General features: G+C 34.8%; 16 protein-coding genes. 13 read left to right on the top strand and 3 right to left on the bottom strand.

Going from position 1 to position 19,686, the window contains the following annotated elements; translation table 11 throughout:
- Positions 1-4: 4 nt before the first annotated feature.
- From KFE94_17725 to KFE94_17715, 3 genes are all read left to right on the top strand, one after another.
- The gene (locus tag KFE94_17725; GenBank protein UTW66465.1) at positions 5-4,891 is read left to right on the top strand and encodes a DNA repair ATPase; all 4,887 of its coding nucleotides are present in this window, start codon (positions 5-7) and stop codon (positions 4,889-4,891) included.
- 24 nt (positions 4,892-4,915) lie between these two features.
- On the top strand, positions 4,916-5,311 hold the full coding sequence (locus KFE94_17720) for a TerB family tellurite resistance protein (protein UTW66464.1): 396 nt from the start codon (positions 4,916-4,918) through the stop codon (positions 5,309-5,311).
- A gap of 64 nt (positions 5,312-5,375) precedes the next feature.
- Positions 5,376-5,855, top strand: coding sequence for a hypothetical protein (locus tag KFE94_17715; GenBank protein ID UTW66463.1), 480 nt, complete (start codon positions 5,376-5,378; stop codon positions 5,853-5,855).
- A 1-nt stretch (position 5,856) separates the two neighbouring features.
- On the opposite strand, the gene KFE94_17710 is transcribed toward KFE94_17715, so the two are convergent.
- The gene (locus tag KFE94_17710) at positions 5,857-6,201 is read right to left on the bottom strand and encodes a hypothetical protein (protein ID UTW66462.1); all 345 of its coding nucleotides are present in this window, start codon (positions 6,199-6,201) and stop codon (positions 5,857-5,859) included.
- A gap of 168 nt (positions 6,202-6,369) precedes the next feature.
- On the opposite strand from KFE94_17710, the gene KFE94_17705 reads away from it, so the two are divergent.
- The 9 genes from KFE94_17705 (at position 6,370) to KFE94_17665 (ending at position 15,301) form a co-directional block, all read left to right on the top strand.
- Entirely contained in the window at positions 6,370-6,915 is a 546-nt protein-coding gene (locus KFE94_17705; protein UTW66461.1) for a hypothetical protein, read from the top strand.
- Between the two features lie 76 nt (positions 6,916-6,991).
- Positions 6,992-7,477: a sigma-70 family RNA polymerase sigma factor gene (locus tag KFE94_17700; protein UTW66460.1), complete on the top strand. Its 486-nt coding sequence runs from the start codon at positions 6,992-6,994 to the stop codon at positions 7,475-7,477.
- The gene (locus KFE94_17695) at positions 7,478-8,359 is read left to right on the top strand and encodes a FecR family protein (protein ID UTW66459.1); all 882 of its coding nucleotides are present in this window, start codon (positions 7,478-7,480) and stop codon (positions 8,357-8,359) included.
- A complete protein-coding gene (locus KFE94_17690) occupies positions 8,359-8,829 on the top strand; it encodes a hypothetical protein (protein ID UTW66458.1) in 471 nt (156 codons plus the stop codon). The genes KFE94_17695 and KFE94_17690 overlap by 1 nt, the downstream gene beginning before the upstream one ends.
- Positions 8,830-8,997: 168 nt before the next feature.
- On the top strand, positions 8,998-11,361 hold the full coding sequence (locus tag KFE94_17685; protein UTW66457.1) for a TonB-dependent receptor: 2,364 nt from the start codon (positions 8,998-9,000) through the stop codon (positions 11,359-11,361).
- A gap of 4 nt (positions 11,362-11,365) precedes the next feature.
- A complete protein-coding gene (locus tag KFE94_17680; GenBank protein ID UTW66456.1) occupies positions 11,366-12,154 on the top strand; it encodes a DUF4249 domain-containing protein in 789 nt (262 codons plus the stop codon).
- Positions 12,155-12,158: 4 nt separating this feature from the next.
- Positions 12,159-13,205, top strand: coding sequence for a histidine kinase (locus tag KFE94_17675; protein ID UTW66455.1), 1,047 nt, complete (start codon positions 12,159-12,161; stop codon positions 13,203-13,205).
- 1 nt (position 13,206) lies between these two features.
- Complete coding sequence (locus KFE94_17670; protein ID UTW66454.1) at positions 13,207-13,887, top strand: response regulator transcription factor; 681 nt, start codon at positions 13,207-13,209, stop codon at positions 13,885-13,887.
- A gap of 121 nt (positions 13,888-14,008) precedes the next feature.
- Positions 14,009-15,301 carry a hypothetical protein gene (locus tag KFE94_17665; GenBank protein ID UTW66453.1) on the top strand — a complete coding sequence of 431 codons (1,293 nt, stop codon included), beginning with the start codon at positions 14,009-14,011 and terminating at the stop codon, positions 15,299-15,301.
- A 58-nt stretch (positions 15,302-15,359) separates the two neighbouring features.
- On the opposite strand, the gene KFE94_17660 is transcribed toward KFE94_17665, so the two are convergent.
- A complete protein-coding gene (locus tag KFE94_17660) occupies positions 15,360-16,049 on the bottom strand; it encodes a response regulator transcription factor (protein ID UTW66452.1) in 690 nt (229 codons plus the stop codon).
- Positions 16,046-17,047, bottom strand: coding sequence for a histidine kinase (locus tag KFE94_17655; protein ID UTW66451.1), 1,002 nt, complete (start codon positions 17,045-17,047; stop codon positions 16,046-16,048). The genes KFE94_17660 and KFE94_17655 overlap by 4 nt, the downstream gene beginning before the upstream one ends.
- A 184-nt stretch (positions 17,048-17,231) precedes the next feature.
- Between KFE94_17655 and KFE94_17650 the strand changes: the two genes are divergently transcribed.
- A complete protein-coding gene (locus KFE94_17650) occupies positions 17,232-19,610 on the top strand; it encodes a TonB-dependent receptor (protein UTW66450.1) in 2,379 nt (792 codons plus the stop codon).
- The last annotated feature ends 76 nt before the right edge of the window (positions 19,611-19,686 follow it).

Genomic DNA, 19,686 nt, shown 5'->3' with positions numbered 1-19,686 from the left:
CTAAATGTTAGAATCTCAAGAAGAAAATAAAAAATCTCAAGTATCAGAATTAGAAGAGGGAACGTATGAGATCATTCTTAACAGACTTGGTAAACATGGTGTGGAATTAAGGCAAAGAATAGATCAGCTTAATTCTGTGCGAAAAGAGTTATTCGGTTCAGTAGAGATGAAATTATTGACTACTGAGCGAATTACGACTGAAAACAAATGTGTTCCAAGAGATATGATTTCTCTGGGTGACAAATTCATTTTCGGATATAATGTGCATATTGGTTTAAGAACCGTGACTAAGTTAAATGATGTTTTTAGCGTATATCAATATGATAATCACCAATTTCATTTACAAGGTTTATCCTGGATAGGTGATGAAACGTTTTTAGATGATTTTAACCAGTTGTATAAATACTATAAAGAGACCCAATTTAATAGATTCGTAGAGATAGGTCCATTTCTGTATATGGTTTTCCTAATCGGAAAAGGAAAAAATGATATTAAAACCTTTAAATGGAGAATAGAAACCAATAAGTTGGTTTATATAGATAACCGAAGTGATCATGAGGTTGTTATTCCGAATCAACATGAGTTTTCTTGGATTCGAACGACCAGAGATATGTATCGAAATGGAGCGCATCCACATGTGTCTATTGAGGACCAGGTGTTTGTTGAAACTATTGGTGGTGATTTAACCATTAAAGTTGAAGATAATACAGATGAAGGTAGAGGCGTATATGAAGAACCGGTGGAAGCTATGGATCAAACTCTGGATGATGCCGAAATAAGTTATGCTATAGTGGGTAATTTGATCTTTTTGAAGATCAAACCTTATAAAGAGAATGATTATCGATACATTCTGTTTAACAAAAAAATATCAGAAGCGTTGCGCGTTGATGCCATTAGAGAGGCTTGTGTGCTACTACCCAATGATCATGGTGTGATTTTTCCAAGAGGATATTATTTACAAAATGGTACGTATAAAATATTTGATCTGGATGTAGATCAAATGCAGTATCAACAAACCATTTCATCATCAAATGGGGAGGATTATCTGTATGTCTTTCATAATAATGTTACTGGAAACTATGTTTTGCTTACGTATAATGTGATTACTCAGGAAGTTTTTTCGCCAACGATATGTCACGGTTATACGCTTTTTCCAAATGGAGAGTTGTGTTATTTCAAGGGAGAGGAAGAAGCACAAAATCATCATGCAATTCAAATATGGGAGACACCATTTAAAAATGAAGCCTTTACCATTCCGGAAAACAAAGATTCTTTAATTTCTAAAATTGGAAATAAAGAGATTGTAACGGTTATGGCAGAATGTGGAGAAGTTCTTCATTTGCTAAAAAAAGAAGATACATATGACAATTTATATGTAGATCTGGTGAAGAAAACTACTGATATTTCCGATTCGTATTATTGGTTGGATAAACAGGAAACATTTAACCTGAAAGAGCCATTAGATGGAATCAAATCTTCAGCTTCATTGGCAATAGATGAATTTGATAAGGTTACCCGGATAAAGAAAGATACAAAGCAGAAACAGTCTGACTTTGAAGTAAAGTTCAAAGAACTCCAGTCCAGGATTAATGTCTCAAAGTTTGAAAGAATTGATGATTTTGTTGAGATTTTAACGCAATTAAGGGTTTTAAGAGGTGAGGTTATATCTCTTAAGGACTTAAGATACATTGATCTTGACATGGTCGATGATTTCGAAACTGAGATTGAAGAAAAGAATGAATTTATTTCTGAGAAGTGTGTTTCGTTTTTATTGAGCGCAGAGTCACTGGATTTTTATAAAAACAGGATCTTAGAGTTTCAGGAAAATGCACCTAAGCTCTCCAAGGTTGTAGAAGTGGATGAATTTGAAGAACAAATTCTAAAAACATCACGTGATTTAGAAATGCTCATAGAGATTGTGAGTAATCTAAAGATTGAAGATGCTACTGAAACGACTAAGATCATTAACAATATCTCTGATATCTATTCGCAATTTAATCAGATATATGCGACCATAAAGCGGAAAAGAAAAGAACTTCAGGTAGTTGAAGGAGAGGCTGTATTTATATCGCAATTGAAACTGATTAGTCAGGGGATGGTAAATTATCTGGATATCTCTGACTCGGTACAAAAGTGTGACGAATATCTGACTAAACTGTTGATTCAATTAGAAGAACTGGAAGGTAGATTTAGTGATTTTGATGAGTTTTTAGGTCAGTTAAACGATAAACGAGAGGAAATTTATAATGCTTTCGAATCCAGAAAAGTTTACTTAACTGATAAGAAAAATAAAAGAATTTCCAGACTCCAAACTTCAGCAGATAGGGTGCTGAAAGGCGTAGAAAATCGTTTGAAGTCATTAAAAACCGTTGAAGGAATTAATGGGTATCTGGCCTCTGATTTAATGGTAGATAAACTCAGAAATGTAGTTGAAGAATTATTGGAACTGGGAGATACGGTAAAGGCTGATGATATACTGGGTAAATTAAAGTCATTGGGAGAAGAAGCTGTTAGGCAGTTAAAAGATAAAACAGAACTGATTTCTGCTGAGGGAAGTATCTCATTTGGACGCCATAGTTTTTTTGTGAATCAACAAAGTTTAGATCTTTCTATAGTACCAAGAGGTGAGGATATGTATTATCACATTACAGGTACAAACTTTTTCGAAAGAATTCAGGATAAAGATTTTTTGGAGACCAAACCTGTGTGGAATCAATCCATAGTTTCGGAGAATGAAGAGGTCTATCGAAGTGAGTATTTGGCCTGGCAAATTTTGTCGCAGTTAGAATCTGAATTTTCTGACTTTTCACAAATACTAGCCTGGCCTAAGGATAAATATGAAGCGTTGATATCGGATGTTATATCTAAGCGATATGATGAGGGATATGTAAAAGGTATACATGATCATGATGCTTTGTTAATTCTTAAAGAATTAGTAAAGATGATTCAAAGCGGAGGTGTACTGAAGTATGCTCCGGAGGTTAGAGCCTGTGCAATCTATTACTGGCAATTTGTAATAGATTCGGATTACAAAAATGTGATTTTAAGTCAGATCAAGAGCGTGGGTAATATCCAAAGCGCTTTTCCGGATACAAAAGTGTATGATGCTTTGGTATTGGAATTAGGTCAACAAATTGAAGCGTTTATTGAGCAAAGTAATATTTTTAATAATGTGCACGGCAATGATATCTCCGGGTATTTATTTGCCGAATTGGCACATGATAATAAGTTTTCCATAAGTAAAGAATCTTATGCTTTAAGTGAAGCATTTCATACCTATTTGAAAGAGAATAAGAAGACAAAATTATTCTCGAATTCTATTACCGAGCTTCGGGAAGCATCTTCAAAATATACGATCGCTAAAAGTTGGTTAAGCGCATATGCTGAAAACCATTTGGAGTATGCTGATGAAGTCTTATCCGAAGCAGCCGTTGCTTTAATAGGTGATGATCATGGAAAGCGAAAATTGATCAATGTCGACCTGAATTCTAAGCTAGAAGGACTTCAAGGAATTCATGCAAGAATTAAAGAGCAAGACTTAACCATTAATTATCATGACTTTGTTAGACGTTTAAGAAAGTTTGAAACATATAATATCCCGTTTTATCAACAGTTTAACCATCTGAAGCGTGAATATATTAAAGGTTATAAAGAAGAATTAAGACTTGATGAATTGAAACCTAAGGTGATGAGTTCGTTTGTGAGAAACAAACTCATAAATCAGGTTTATCTGCCATTAATTGGGGATAATCTTGCAAAACAAATTGGTACATCTGATGATAATAAGAGAACTGACTTGATGGGTATGTTGTTGCTGATTTCACCTCCAGGGTATGGTAAGACAACCTTAATGGAGTATATAGCCAGTAGGTTGGGCATTATATTCTTAAAAATAAATGGTCCTTCACTGGGACATGAAACAACGTCTCTTGATCCTGAAATGGCTCCAAATTCTGCTGCGCGTGAGGAAATTAAGAAGCTGAACTTAGGTTTGGAAATGGGAGATAATGTGATGATATATTTGGATGATATCCAACATTGTCATCCGGAGTTTTTACAAAAGTTTATTTCCTTAAGTGATGCGCAAAGAAAAATTGAAGGCGTATATAAAGGAAAGTCAAAAACTTACGATTTAAGAGGGAAGAAGGTATGTGTGGTGATGGCTGGTAATCCATATACCGAGAGTGGTGATAAGTTTAAGATTCCTGATATGCTAGCCAATAGAGCTGATATCTATAACCTGGGAGATATCATTGGAGAAACCGATGAAGCATTTGAATCCAGTTACATTGAAAACTGTTTAACTTCGAATACAACCCTTAGAAAACTATCAGGTAAGAGTCAAAAAGACTTGTATCAATTGATGGATTGGGCCAGCACCGGAGAAAGAGGAGATTTAGAATTTGAGTCTAATCACAGTGTTGAAGACATGAATGATTATGTTTCGGTATTAAAAAAGTTGATCAAGGTAAGAGATATCGTGCTTCGAGTGAATAAGGAATATATTAAGTCCGCAGCAATGGAAGATCAGTTTAGAAAAGAGCCGCCATTTAAACTACAAGGATCTTATAGGAATATGAACAAAATTGCGGAAAAGATTGTTCCAATTATGAACGATAAAGAATTGGATTTGCTGATTTTAAATGCGTACGAAAGTGAATCGCAAACTTTAACCACCAGTTCAGAAGCAAACCTGTTGAAATTTAAGGAGATGGTAGGCTGGATGCGGGAAGAAGATATCTCCCGATGGAGTGAGATTAAGACAAAATTTCAGAAAAATCAGAGGTTAAGAGGCTTTGGTGATCAAAACCAAATGGCCATGATTCTATCCCAGATAGAACGTGTATCAGAAGGGTTGATTGGAATTAAAAATGAACTTTCAAAGAATTGAATTTAATAATATAAAATACAAACTATGGTGACTAAAGAAATTAAGAAAAATCACATTGCCAACTTAATCAAGATTGCAAAGGCAGATAATAAATTAACTCAAGAAGAAGTTATATTCATTAAAACCGTTGCGATCAGGTTAGGTTTATCCAGTGCTGATTTCAATGAGGTTGCATTAAATGTAGAGTCTATTAAGTCTGAACCGCCTGTTACTAGTGACGGGAAAGTTCAGGTGTTGTATGATATTCTGACTTTAATGAGCTTAGATATGACCGCAGATAGTGAGGAGGTTGAAATCTGCAAACATATTGGCGGTTTGATGGGCTTTACTGACGAACAATTATCCAAAGTGATTCAATTAAGTATTGATAATTTGGATAAGGTGCTTTCCAAAGAACAGATGGAAGAGGCCTTAAATTAATTCCAGAAGGAGAGTGTAAAACTCTCCTTGATCTTACTTATTACACACAAATAAATTAACTAATATGAATTCTATTTCCGTAGACCCGAACACATCTCTCATATTGGCTTTAATTAAAATGGCACAGGCTGATGGATCTGTGAGTCATTTTGAGCAGATGAATATTACCATGCTATCAAATACTCTTGGAGTAGACCATGGAGTGATAGCGACTTTAAAAAAAGATCTGGATCAGGTATCTATTGTTCCACCAGAAACTTATGAGCAAAAAACAGAGTTTTTCTGGAGGATATTAACCATGATGAAGATGGATATGTACGCTCATGAAAAGGAAATCCAGTTATGTCATGATCTGGGAATTGCATTGGGACTCCCTAGGCATGAGGTGGAGGCTTTGGTTCATTACATGTCATTAAACCTTAAAAAGTTTATTTCCTTAGAAACCTTTGAAAAGCAACTCGCGGATTTTAAAAGTAATCCTGAGTTTAAAGCTAAAAAGAGTTTAATGATGCGTTTGCTAGATTGGATGAATTTGAATATCTAGACTATTTCTTTTCGAGTGAAATAATCTGTATTCCTTCCCTGTATACAGGTTCTTTGGTCATTCCACAAGCAATTTCTTTTTCATCATGTGGAATTTCATAAGTAACCGCAACCTTTACATCATAATCCAATTTAAACCCGGGGTCAATTACATTTTCATTTAAAGGTTTGTATTCTACCTGATCCATAACGATGATGTAACCGCAGCCATCTAATGCATAGTCACCTGTCCATCTTAAAATGGCATCAGGATGATGTTCTTCCATATTCGGACAAGAAATGCTTTCATCGCATGAGGAAGAAAAAATACCAATTGAAATTAACGTGAAGAAGATAAGATTTTTCATGTGTTAGGTTTTATGTGGCTCAAATATAAATAGTTAAATGCTTCTAAAAATAATTTTTAATGAATAAAACATAAAAGAGAAAAAAAATATTGAAATAAAAGTAGGGTATGGCAGGATTTAAACGGTGTAGTATAAGTGAGTGAAAACATTAAACCTTAAAATTACATAATGAAAAATTCTGGAAACCGGATGGGCATATTGGCTTTAGGCTGTTGTGCTGTATCTCTGTTGTCTTGTCAGAAAGAAAGCTTGTCTCCCGAAGCTGCTGTTGAGGCAGATATTTTATATGATGAAGCTTCCCTAACTTTACCTGTTTCAGGTTATCAAACAAATATTGTTTCACCTTTAGCATTAAACAATTCAGATTGTTATTCTGATGGAGTTATCGAATATTCAAAATCCAACGAAGTTTTAGCGATTGTTGATTTTGGGAATGGCTATGTTAGTGAAGCTACAATTATTAAGAATGGTAAATCTAGTAAACTAAGTTTACAGCAAAATAAGTCTGATTTCAAAAAAGTAATTATTAACCCGTTGGTAAAAACAGAGGATTGTAATTACATTGTTCAAGGAACTATTAAATATTATTCAAAGAATGGAGAATGGGTAGCGACCATTGATTATGGTGACGGTACTTGTGATGAATGGGCTACCAAGAAGTGGAAAGGTGGAAGTAAAACATTCAGTTTGAATAAAAAGAAATTAAAGAAATAGTTTGAACTTGATATAAATAACTGATTTTTATTATAACTTTAAAAGTCAGGGTTTTATGTTGGAAATTTTTTGAAATTTGAACAAAGAAGAGTTTAAAAAAATATATAATCAATATTTTGATTCCATCCGGAGGTATGTGTTTTATCGGACAGGAGATGCTGATTTAGCTACCGATATTGCCCAGGAAACATTTATCAAAGTATGGGAAAAACAATTTGATTATCACCCTAAAAAAACTAAGGCCCTTTTGTATAAAATTGCTTTTGATCTATGTGTTAGCCATTATAGAAAAGAAAAAGTTGCAGGAGAATATTTAAAAGAAATTAAGTTTAGTTTTTCCGGAGGTTCGTATGACAATTATGTGGAATACAAAGAATTAAAAAAGCACTATGAGTTAGCACTTGCCCAGCTTACAGAAAAACAAAGAATTGTTTTCCTGATGAGTAGATTTGAAGATTTAACCTATAAAGAAATTTCTGAACGACTTGGTATTGGAGTAAAAGCCGTAGAGAAAAGAATGAGCAATGCATTGGCCGAATTAAGAAAATTAATAATAGTGTAGATGAATATTGACGATTTAAATACCACACAAAGCCCAAAAGGGTCTGAAGACCTTAAGTTCTTTCAGAACGCTGATATCCCTTTTGATGAGAGTAAGGAGGAGATTTGGGACAAAATTTCCACGCAAATTGAGAACGCTGTGATTCATAAACCCAAAACATCGTTTTTATCAGCTTTATGGTTAAAATTAGTAACCGCTTTTATAGTTGTGATAATCACAGGAGGATTTTTGTTTATTCAGTTTTATTCTATAGAAATTAAAGCGGATAGGGGAGCTCGAGAATCTCATGTTTTTCCTGATGGATCAACCGTTGATTTGAATGCGGACTCCAGAGTTATATATAATCCCTATACATGGAGTAGCCAGAGGAATGTGACGCTAACCGGAGAGGCTTTTTTTGATGTAAAAGAAGGGAGCCCGTTTAAAGTAGTTTCTGATAATGGGGTAACAAAAGTCCTGGGAACCCGATTTAATATTAATACAAGAGATGATGGGTATAAAGTATATTGTGAAGAAGGGGCGGTAAGCGTTTTTTCTGTGATATCTCAAAAGGATTTAAGAATCTCGGCTGGAGAAATGGCGGTTTATGAGGTAACCGGAGTTGGTGTTATTGAAAAGAATATGGGAAATGAAGTTTTATCATGGAAGTCGAATAAGTTTAATTTTAATAAAGTACCATTAGATAAAGTATTGACTAACCTGGAAATACAGTATGATATTACCATATCGAAAGAAATAAATGATATCTCAAATTATTCATACACAGGGAGGTTTAATAAAACTAAATCACCAGAAACTGCATTAGATATCATTTGTCAAAGTTTTAATCTTACTTTTACGAAGTTGAATTCAAGGAATTATAAAGTAACAGCAGAGAGATAGTGATAAATAGTATTCTACGTAAGTTACTTAGCTCAGTTATCTTATGTGGTTTTGCATGGACGAGCCTAAGCGCTCAAAACATCGAAATTAAAGTAAATCAAGAACCCTTAAATGAAGTGTTATATAGCCTTGGACTAACATACGATTTTCAGTTTTCTTTCAGTGATAATTTATTAGCGAATTGCGTTATAAGTGATTCTTCTTCTTATGAATCTATGGATGCAGCCTTAGAAAGTCTATTGGCACATTGCGATTACGAATTTAAAGTTACCAATGATGTTTTTGTGATTTATTTAGAGCAGACAAGAAGGAGGAATACCAACCAGAAAATTTTATACCTGTATAGAGACCAGGGGATAGATAGAAAAAGCGAGACTTTACCTTATACTAGTATTATAATTAATGGGACTTCTGTCTATAATGGAACGAATGGCTATTACATTTATAGACCCAATGAAGGAATCATCTAACCCTCTTTAGGTTTATTCGCTGATAAATCTGAATTGAGCCCCCTATATTTAACCGTCTTTTTAGCCGTATTATGGCAAACGTAGATGAAAAACAGGTAAACGTATATTCTTAAAAAATGGATTAAACGAAATCGAATTAACCCTCGTTAACAGCTCCAAAACATAACTATGAGAAACATTTTTGGAGCCTATATTTTAATACTCTTTTTGAGTTCCGGTTCTGCTTTTGCGCAAACAAAATATAGTATTAGCGGAAATATAAAAGATGCCGCTAATGGAGAAGATTTAATCGGAGCAACTGTCCGCGTTGTAGAACTATCGGGAGTTGGCGCAACGTCCAATGTGTATGGATTTTACTCACTTACACTTCCAGAAGGGAATTATACACTGGAATACTCTTTTGTGGGTTATATAACAATCAAAAAGGAAATTACCTTAACTCAAAATCTAAAGATTAATATGGAGTTGAATTCTAATACTGAAGTATTGGATGAATTGGTGATTACAGCTGATAAGGAAGATCAAAATGTGACTAAAAACGAAATGAGTGTCACCAAGATTACTACAAAGGAAATAGAATCGATTCCTGTAATTTTTGGAGAAAAAGACATTATCAAGGTAATGCAGCTTACACCAGGAGTTAAATCAGCAGGAGAAGGGAATAGTGGCTTTTTTGTAAGGGGAGGAGCAGCTGATCAAAATTTGATATTACTAGATGAAGCACCTGTATACAATGCCTCACATTTATTGGGTTTCTTTTCAGTGTTTAATTCAGACGTGATTAAAGATGCTACATTGTACAAAGGGGGGATGCCAGCCAAATATGGTGGGCGTGCTTCTTCCGTAATGGATATAAAAACGATTGACGGAAACAGTAAGGAACTTGCGGTAAAAGGCGGGATTGGACTGATTTCATCAAAGTTAACGGTGGAAGCCCCCATTGTAAAAAACAAGGGGTCATTTGTAGTTTCGGGACGTAGAACTTATGCAGATTTATTTTTAAAACTCTCAAACAACGCTGCGCTCAGAAACAACCAATTATATTTTTACGATTTTACGGCCAAGGCTAATTATCAGGTCAGCGAAAAAGATCGGGTGTATGTATCCGGATATTTTGGTAGAGATAATTTAGGTTTTGGGAATACCTTTAGTTTCGATTGGGGAAATATCACAGGTTCGCTAAGATGGAACCATATTTTTAGTGATAAATTATTTTCAAACACATCCATCATCTTTAGTGATTACAACTACAAGATCAATCAAAGCGTAGGTACGCAATCTCTGGTGATCAGCTCATTAATTCGAGATTGGAATTTTAAACAAGACTTTGGTTATTACCTTAATGATAAGAATACTTTGGAATTTGGAGCTAATGTGATTTATCACAAATTTCTTCCTGGATCTCTAACCGAAGGAGAGGTGAGTACGCTTAAACTTGATGATAAAAATGCTTTAGAAAGTGCTATTTATGTCCAAAATAATAGTCAGATCAATGGCGTTTTTTCTATCAACTATGGAATCAGATATTCTCATTTCAATCTGGTAGGGCCCGGGACAAAATATGTATTCGATAGTCAGGGGAATACTGTTTCTGCTGATAAGTATTCAGCGGGTCAAAGCATTCAACAATACGGTGGAATTGAACCACGAATTAATCTAAAATATCAATTAAACGATGTTAGCTCGATCAAGTCATCTTATAATAGAAACTATCAGTATATGCATCTGTTGTCTAATTCTACATCAGCACAACCTAATGATATCTGGGTGCCAAGTAGTAACAATATCAAGCCATTAATTGCAGATCAATTCGCGCTGGGATATTTCAGGAATTTTAAACACAATATGTATACTTTCTCATTAGAAGGATATTACAAGAATTTCCAAAATCAGCTAGATTATATGGATGGAGCTAATTTATTTTTAAATGAAACCGTTGAAAATCAATTGGTATTTGGAAAAGGATACGCCTATGGACTTGAGTTTTTGCTAAAGAAAACCAAAGGCAAATTTACCGGATGGTTAGGGTATACGTATTCACGTAGTTTCAAGAAGATTCCTGAGATTAATGGAGGTTCGGCTTATCCGGCAAAACAAGACCGTATTCATGATATTTCCATTGTAGCGATGTATCGAATTAATGAAAAACTACGATTGGCTGCAAACTGGGTGTATTACACCGGAAATGCGGTGACATTTCCTTCCGGGAAGTATATCGTAAACAACCAATACGTACCATATTATACAGAGAGAAATGGGTATCGAATGCCAGATTACCACAGGATGGATATTGGGCTAACCATAGACGGAGATAAATACAAATCGCATAAAGACCCTAAAACCGGAGAAACAATAAAAGTAGCAAAGAAGGTACAATCCAGTTGGAATTTTTCAATTTACAACGTTTATGGAAGACAAAATGCATATACCATAACATTTAGACAAAACGAAAATAACCCGCTTCAGTCTGAAGCAGTGCAAACCGCATTATTCTCGATTGTTCCTTCGGTGACATATAATTTTAAGTTTTAAAGAAATGAAAAGAAATATAATATTCATGTTAATACTACTAGGTAGTGTTTCATGCGAAAAGGTGATCAATGTAAACTTAAATGAGAGCAATCCCCAATATGTAATTGAGGCGATACTCTTGGGTGGGGTGAATGATTTTGAGGTTAGAGTGACACAAACTACAAATTACTTTGATACCACACCTCCCAAAATCATTGAGAATGCGGTCGTCACGCTTACTGATGAAAATCAAAACGCTTATACACTGCAATATGAGCAACTGGGTATGTATCGTCTGAGTCAATTTAATGGGCTTTCGAATATGGTTTACACATTAAGAGTGGATGTTGGGGGTAAAACGTTTGTGGCGCAAGGTGTTATTCCGGATCAAACCGCTATAGAAAATGTTACTTTTGAGGTAGAATCTGATCCGTTTGAAGGAGGTGCAGAGCAAAGCGTGATCAAAGTAAGTTTTCAGGATCCACCTAATATTGAGAATTTTTATAGAGTGAATTCATTTTCTGATGCTTTGACAGGTGATAATAGCGTATATCGAAGTGATTTGGGATTTGATGGACAAGTGATTACTGAAACATTAACTAATCTAAATGAATCGGGAGACACAATAGTGGTTGAGCTAAGATCTATCCACAAAAGTTACTATGAATATTTTAATACTTTGGACAACGCTATTGGAGATGGTGGGTTTGGAGGAGGAGCTGCCCCAGCTAATCCAACAACAAATTGGTCCAATAATGCGTTAGGCTATTTCGGCTGTGGAAATTCAAGTTTTCAATTGGTAACTGTACCATAAGTTTATGGGAATATTAAAACAGAAAGTGTTTAAGGTCATCTTACATGTAATGGTATGGATGGGTGTTTTTGTATTGGTAGATTTATCTCTACCAGTCCCTTTCACAAAGATTCCGCATGAATTCCATATCAAACTATTCTTATCAATTTTAGTAGCAAGTGGGATTTATTATCTCAATGTGTACTTGCTGATTCCCAGATTGTTATTTAGGAAAAAAGTGGGAGCGTATATATTGACCTTATTTATTGTTATTGGGAGTGTTTATGTTGTTAATTTATCCATATCACATGCCATTGATTTTGATCAAACCTTCAAAAAACTTGATAAGTATTTTGAAGAGCATGAAGATTATGAAGAGGAGGACGATAAGGAAGATGTTCCTACCATGATTGCTGTATTTGCAGTAATACTTGGTGTTATTAGCTCTTTTGCTTCACAGCACTATAAACGCGAGGAAGAAAGAAAAAAAATAGAACAGGACAGAATTGAAGCAGAATTGGCTTTTCTTAAAAACCAGGTGAATCCGCATTTGTTTTTCAATACGTTGAATAACATTTATGCCTTAATTCAAATAGATCAGGAAAAAGCTCGAAAGACCGTTTTACAACTATCCCAAATCATGAGGTATGTGTTGTATGATTCTGATAATCCTAAAGTGTATTTAAAACACGAATTAGATTTTATGAGAGAATATATAGGCTTAATGAAAATTAGGCTAAATGAAAAAAGTAAGATTGTCCTGGATATTGAGGATGATATCGATCAATATATTTATTTGCCACCACTGATATTTATTGCATTTGTAGAAAATGCATTCAAGCATGGGGTTAACAATGATGGAATTGCCAATATTCAGGTTGCCATTTATCAAGTTGGACAAGATTTGTATTTAAATGTGGATAATACTAAAGGTGTAAACAAAGAAAAAGGAGGAGTAGGGCTAGCGAATGTTAGAAAGCGATTGCAATTGATTTATGATGCGGATGATTATCATATCAGCATTAATGATACGGATGAGCAGTATATGGTTGAACTAAGAATTAAAGTATAGGATGAATTGTGTTATTGTAGATGATGAGCCGTATGCGCAGGCATTGATCCAAGAACATGTATCTGCGATCTCAGATGTGTTTGTAAGGGGTGTTTTTTTCAATCCTATTAAAGCTTTAGAATTTGTGCATAACAACGATATTCAAATTATCTTTTTGGATATCAATATGCCCGAAATTAGTGGGATGGAATTGGCTGAGTCTATTCCTGAAGATACCAGAATTATATTTACAACCGCATATGCCGAGTATGCGGTTAAAAGCTATTCGGTAAATGCGTTAGATTATTTAATGAAGCCTATCAATTTTGAACAAGTAGAAGGGGCAATACAAAAAGCCAGAGTCTACTTTAATTTGAAATATCAATCCGATGAATCTGACTATATTTATGTGAAATCAGAATACAAGCAGGTTAAGATCTATTTTAATGAGATTTTATATGTTCAAAATATCAAAGACTATGTACGTTTTTATTTAAGTAATGGAAACAAGATCATGTCGTTGATGAGTTTGAAATCATTAGAAACGACATTGCCGGATCACTTTATTAAGGTGCATAGATCATTCATTGTGAATAAGAGGAAAGTGGGTGAAATATCGACAAATAAGTTGAAAATTGATCAATATGAAATTCCGGTGAGTGAACGCCATAGGAAAATAGTTAAGTCATTAGTTATGAGTTGATAATTTTGTGGGTGCGTAAAATTACTTATCATAAAAATTACGTATTTATACCCTAGAAACATGGCAAATCAGATTTTAAAATTGTAGGGTAATTAATATCAAACTCACTAACAATTTTATTATGAATGATTCAAATCAATTAACCCGAGAAAAAATGATGTTGGCGATGGCTTTTTTAGCCGATGCCGAATCCGGAAAGCATGTAAAACTTAACCGATATAAAACGGAGACTGAATGCTGTAAATTAATGAATATGGCGTTTCAGGAAAAAGCCATTTCCGAAAAGATTGGAAATTGGACCTGCTTAAAGGTGTGGATTCTAGGTAGCTCGGAAGAAGAAGCGCGAAATACCACAATGATTTTTGAAAATGAAGCAAAAACAGAGTTGATTATCGGAGTGGCGGGAACCAATTTTATTAATAGATATGATTGGTTTACGGAGGATGTTGAAACGGAAACATTGGTGCCTTGGAACAACGGAATTATCCACAGGCTTAATTTAGATACCCATCATGATAAAGGGTATATCGCAACAGGTACGTCTATTGCGTTAAAAAATACCTGGAATCTGAGAGATAAAAAAATGATTGGGGTCAAACTAGATCATTGGTTAAAAGAATATTTGTCTGAAACCCCTACAATCAAAACTGTTTCGGTTACCGGACATAGTCTGGGCGGTGCAATTTCCCCAGTATTGGCACAAGCTCTGTCTGATCATCAAAATCTATGGAGTTCAAATCCTGAGATTCAAATTGAGTCTTATATCTATGCAGGACCAACTCCTGGAGATACGAATTTTGTAACATTTATGGAGAATGGTGATGTAGATATACATTCCGTTTACAATAAAAATGATGTAGTTCCACATGCCTGGAACCCGGAAATGATCACTCAAATTTATGGCCTTTTTGAACCATATTTACCCAATGCAAAAACACGCTATGGAGCTATTGTGAATGCTGTAATAGATTGGATAAAAGGAAAGTCTAAAAAAGCTTTAACAGATGGACATTTATATCAACGTTGGAGTGTAGAACAAACATTTGAAGCAAGTATACCCGTGCAGGAAATACCACATAAAGCAGTACAGGGTTTTGTTGATGTACTAATGCTGGATTTAGAAGCGGATAAAGAGTCCAGAGAAAGCTTATGTAGAATCTGTGCCATTCCTGCGGTAGATAAACAAGTTCAGATAGTTGAGCTGATGCCGTATTTGGAATACCTGGCAAAGTTCTTAATGGTACTTGGCGGAGAACATGTTCAGGCGTATTTCAATTACATCGGAGATGAGATTTTTGTGAATAAACTCAGAGAATATTTGAAAGGTGGTACCATGCAGATTTTTGGTATTCAGGTATTGAACAAATTATTTAAAGAGATCGGAAGCGCGCAAACTGTTTCAGAAATAGATTAATTTTTAGTTAGTATGTAGACCCACTGGCTCTTATTCTGAGAGTCGGTGGGTTTATTGTTTAAGAACAGTATGTTTCAATAAACCCTTTTTTATACACCCGTCCAATGGCTAAAGCTGTATCCTGAATAAATACCTTACCACTCGAAATTTTAGTGATATATCTGGTGTTGATGATGAATGAGCGATGAATTTGGTAGAAATCGGAAGAAAGCAAGTTTTGCCAGTATTTAAGAGAGTAGGAGGTCATCAATTTTTGATTTTTAAGATATACATGGGTATAATCTCCATCCGACTGGATATATAAAATATCATCAAATAAAACAGTGATGTACTCATAACCGGTCTTAACCAGCGTAGAGTTAGGTTTGGACTCTTCCGGGGTTGTTGGTTTTTGGGTATGAAGTTTTTGAACTTTGAGAACAGCTTTAGAAAAGCGGTCAAACGAAAAAGGTTTCAATAAATAGTCTGTAACGTCAAAGTCGTAGCTTTTTAATGCATAATCAGGAAAAGCTGTCGTTAAAATCACATGTGTTTCGATAGGTAAAATGGTCAGAAAGTCTATCCCGGATAATTTAGGTAAATGAATATCCAGGAAGATGAGATCTACAGAACTTGATTTCAAATAATCCAAAGCCGTAATACCATTATTGAATACGTGATCCAGCTCCAGAAAAGAAGTTTCCTGAATGTATCTTTTCAGAATTCTTTGAGCAGGTTCCTGATCTTCTATGATGATACAGCGAATCATTCTGTTATTTGAATTTGTAAAGATACATGATATCTGTTTTCATCTTGATCGATTTGGAGTTGGTGACGGTCCGGATACACCAGATTTAAACGACTTCTTACGTTTTTCAATCCAATTCCTTTTGATAGATTATCTGTGTTGGAGACTTCATCATAAGTATTCTCACAATCAAAGAATAATGTACCATTTTCAGTTCGAAGATTAATGTTGATTTGAATAGAATCCGTTTGACTCGAAAAGGAATGTTTAAAAGCATTTTCAACAAAAACAATTAGAATCAGCGGAGCTATTTTTTGATGTGATAAAACGTTTTCAGATTTAAAATCGATTCGTGCATCTTTATGTTGGATTCGATAGAGGTTAATAAACTCTTCTAAATGAGAAGATTCATCTTTCAGAAATACAAAATCCTGTCGACAATCATACAGCATATATCTTAAAATCGTTGATAGTTGTAATACGATTTGTGGTGTTTCAGGAGAATTCTCTAACGCATGTGCATAAATATTGTTGAGGTTATTAAATAAAAAATGCGGATTGATTTGTGCGGTTAAAAATTGGAGCTCATTTTCAGTCGCAATGCGATGTAATTTTTCGATCCTACTTTGTTTATCAAAAGCATCCAGGGCGAATTTAAATCCAACAAACAACATCATGGGAGGTGTAACATCCACAAAGGTGAGAAATGCATTAAAATATTGTGCACGTGTATCAGGATAGAAAATCTGCTCTAAAACGAATTCCTCAACCACCGCAACGTTGATGAGTATCAATAGCGCATAAATCCAAAATTGGGTGTATTTTTTTTGATATAAAAAACGAGGAATTAATACATAATTAACGATGAGTGAGGCACCAAAGTAATTGAGAATAAACGCCAGATCAGACCATCTGATTTGTGGATGCTTTTTGTCATAACCTACAAATAGAAACAACAAAATGATCAATACACTCCAGTAAAGAATTTCCTTTTTATATCTCTGAAACCATTTTGACATGTAGTGCAAAAGAAATTGATTTTTAATGATTTTTGAATAATGATCGTCCAACAACCAAAAGATTAGGATAAACGACATCATACAGTTTAAAAATACAGTTTGTCTATAAAGGAATGTCGTTCATAGAATTTTTTTTATAAAGTAGTTAATTCACCGTTTTTTTGCTTGCAAATGAAAAAATAACATGAAGAAGATATTCGTACTCGCATGGACTGTTTTGATGAGTAGCATAATACAAGCACAGGGGCCAAATGCTTCCGGGATTGAAGTTTCCGGTAAAATCATCGAACACACTTCAAGTCTCCCGGTCGAATATGCTACGATCATGTTATTTGATGCAAACGATAGTAGTTTGATCACTGGAACAATATCTGACTCCACAGGGACATTCAAGATGTTTACCCAAAAGAATCAATTTTATGTGAAGGTTGATTTTATTGGTTTTCAATCTAAAACAATTACAGATTTTGCGATTCAACAAGGCAAGGTGAGATTAGGGGCGATCAAGTTGATGCAAAATCAAAATGAATTGGGAGAAATGACTGTGGTGGCTGAGAAATCACAAACGGTGTTTAAGACAGATAAACGTGTGTTTAATGTAGGTCAGGATTTAATAAGTGCTGGCGGGACCGCTTTAGATGTGTTGAATAATGTGCCTTCGGTTGATGTGAATATTGAAGGGGCAGTAAGTTTAAGGGGCGATCAAGGGGTATTGATTCTTATCAATGGGAAACCATCCGTGTTAACGGATGGTAACTCATTGGGTACCATTACGGCAGATATGATCGAACAAGTGGAGATTATTACGAATCCATCGGCTAAATATGATGCAGAGGGAACTTCCGGAATTATCAATATCATTTTAAAGAAAACAGAAAAGAAAGGTACCAACGGGGCAGTGAGTTTGAATGTTGGAGTACCACACAATCATAGTTTAGGATTTAGCTTAAATCATAGAACAGAGAAATTGAACTTATTTACGCAAGTTGGAGTAGGTTACAGAAGATTTCTTTCCCGGTATTCAGGTGAGACTTTATACAAAGACAGTATCCCAAGAACACTGTATACGCAAGGAGCCGGAGAGAAGAATGAGCAGTTTTATAATCTGATTTTGGGAATGGATTATTATATCAATCCTTTGAATGTGATTACAATATCCGGGCGTTTAGGTTATGAAATCGAAGATGAAAATGCGGATATGAGTTACAATACGATTCAGTCACCGGATTTATTACTCTCTCAGATTTCCAGAACAGATTTAACCGAAGCTGTGAATCCCAAAATGGAGTATGAATTGACATATGAGAAATCATTTGAGTCTCATAAAAAGAGAAAGTTCTCAATTGATATGGTAAGTTCCTTTTTTGGAAAAGATCAATCCTCAGATTTTGTAAATCAAGTTATTGCAGGAAGTGAGAATGATTTAAAACAACGTACAACTACTGACTTTTACCAAATGCGTTATACTGCGCGAACTGACTATTCACATCCTTTATCAGATAAATCGATGATTGAAACCGGATTGAAGTATGAGTTGAATCAACTGGTAAATGATTATGCATTTTATTCCTGGGAAAATGAAACCTGGATCAATGATATTAATTTCTCCAACAAATTTGACTACAACCAAAGTGTTTATGCGGGTTATGTAACTTATGATCAGGAGATCAATAAATTGGGGATAAAACTAGGAGGTAGAGTTGAACATACCAATATTCAAACGGTTTTGGAAAATACCAACGAAAGAAATACGCAAGATTACACGGACTTTTTTCCAAGTGCCCATACGACATATAAGTTTTCAAAGAGTTTTAGTTTACAAGCAGGATATTCCAGAAGAATCAATAGGCCAGACCTATGGGACGTGAATCCATTTTTCTCATACCGTGATATGTACAGTATCAGAACCGGAAATCCGGATTTGCTTTCTGAATACACACATGCTGTAGAAGTGACCTCGCTTAAAATCTGGAATAAAACTTCATTAAACACTTCACTTTTCCATAGAAGTACATCAAATGTGGTGACTCAGGTAAATAAGACCATTGATGATTTGATTGTAACGACCTATGAAAACGTAGGGAACAGCTACACCAATGGAATTGAGTTTAATGGAAAGGTGGAGTCTATAGGTTGGATGACCATTATGATCAATGCGTATTTCAGTCATTATCAGAGAACGGGAGTGTTTGAAGATGTAAACTTTGATTTCTCTAGTTTTTTCTGGTCGGGTAGATGGACTTCTAAATTTAAACTACCACGTCAGATAGAAGCTGAAGTGAGAATTCGTTATCGCTCAGATTATGAAGATGTACAAAGCGTCACAAGAGCGCGTACCGTGATGGATTTAGGAATGAAAAAGAAGATTCACAAAGGGAAATTCGTATTACATTTAACTTTAAATGATCTGTTTAATTCCAATAGAAGAATTGAATGGACACAAGTTCCGGATTTTGATCGTTACTACGAACGTCAGAGAGTGGGGCGTAGAGTAACACTAGGAATTAGCTATGCATTTGGAAAAGGAGAAGCGATGGAATTCTCAGGTCAAAAAATGTTTTAGGAGCAATTTAACTTTAGTTTAATCTGTATTCAAAATTTGCCTGTTACCTTTGGCCGATGCATCGATTGGTAATTTT

The organism is bacterium SCSIO 12643 (assembly GCA_024398135.1).
In the GTDB taxonomy this organism is placed as follows: domain Bacteria; phylum Bacteroidota; class Bacteroidia; order Flavobacteriales_G; family Salibacteraceae; genus CAJXZP01.
The sequence above is the reverse complement of the archived record's forward strand: the minus strand, read 5'-3'. Positions and strand labels throughout refer to the sequence as shown.

Coding starts and splice junctions, on each gene's coding strand:
- KFE94_17655 (UTW66451.1), bottom strand. CDS start 17,047: ATGTCAAAATGGTTTCAGAGATATAAAAAGGAAATTCTTTACTGGAGT.
- KFE94_17675 (UTW66455.1), top strand. CDS start 12,159: ATGGGAATATTAAAACAGAAAGTGTTTAAGGTCATCTTACATGTAATG.
- KFE94_17660 (UTW66452.1), bottom strand. CDS start 16,049: ATGATTCGCTGTATCATCATAGAAGATCAGGAACCTGCTCAAAGAATT.
- KFE94_17665 (UTW66453.1), top strand. CDS start 14,009: ATGAATGATTCAAATCAATTAACCCGAGAAAAAATGATGTTGGCGATG.
- KFE94_17685 (UTW66457.1), top strand. CDS start 8,998: ATGAGAAACATTTTTGGAGCCTATATTTTAATACTCTTTTTGAGTTCC.
- KFE94_17720 (UTW66464.1), top strand. CDS start 4,916: ATGGTGACTAAAGAAATTAAGAAAAATCACATTGCCAACTTAATCAAG.
- KFE94_17705 (UTW66461.1), top strand. CDS start 6,370: ATGAAAAATTCTGGAAACCGGATGGGCATATTGGCTTTAGGCTGTTGT.
- KFE94_17670 (UTW66454.1), top strand. CDS start 13,207: ATGAATTGTGTTATTGTAGATGATGAGCCGTATGCGCAGGCATTGATC.
- KFE94_17725 (UTW66465.1), top strand. CDS start 5: ATGTTAGAATCTCAAGAAGAAAATAAAAAATCTCAAGTATCAGAATTA.
- KFE94_17715 (UTW66463.1), top strand. CDS start 5,376: ATGAATTCTATTTCCGTAGACCCGAACACATCTCTCATATTGGCTTTA.
- KFE94_17695 (UTW66459.1), top strand. CDS start 7,478: ATGAATATTGACGATTTAAATACCACACAAAGCCCAAAAGGGTCTGAA.
- KFE94_17710 (UTW66462.1), bottom strand. CDS start 6,201: ATGAAAAATCTTATCTTCTTCACGTTAATTTCAATTGGTATTTTTTCT.
- KFE94_17650 (UTW66450.1), top strand. CDS start 17,232: ATGAAGAAGATATTCGTACTCGCATGGACTGTTTTGATGAGTAGCATA.
- KFE94_17680 (UTW66456.1), top strand. CDS start 11,366: ATGAAAAGAAATATAATATTCATGTTAATACTACTAGGTAGTGTTTCA.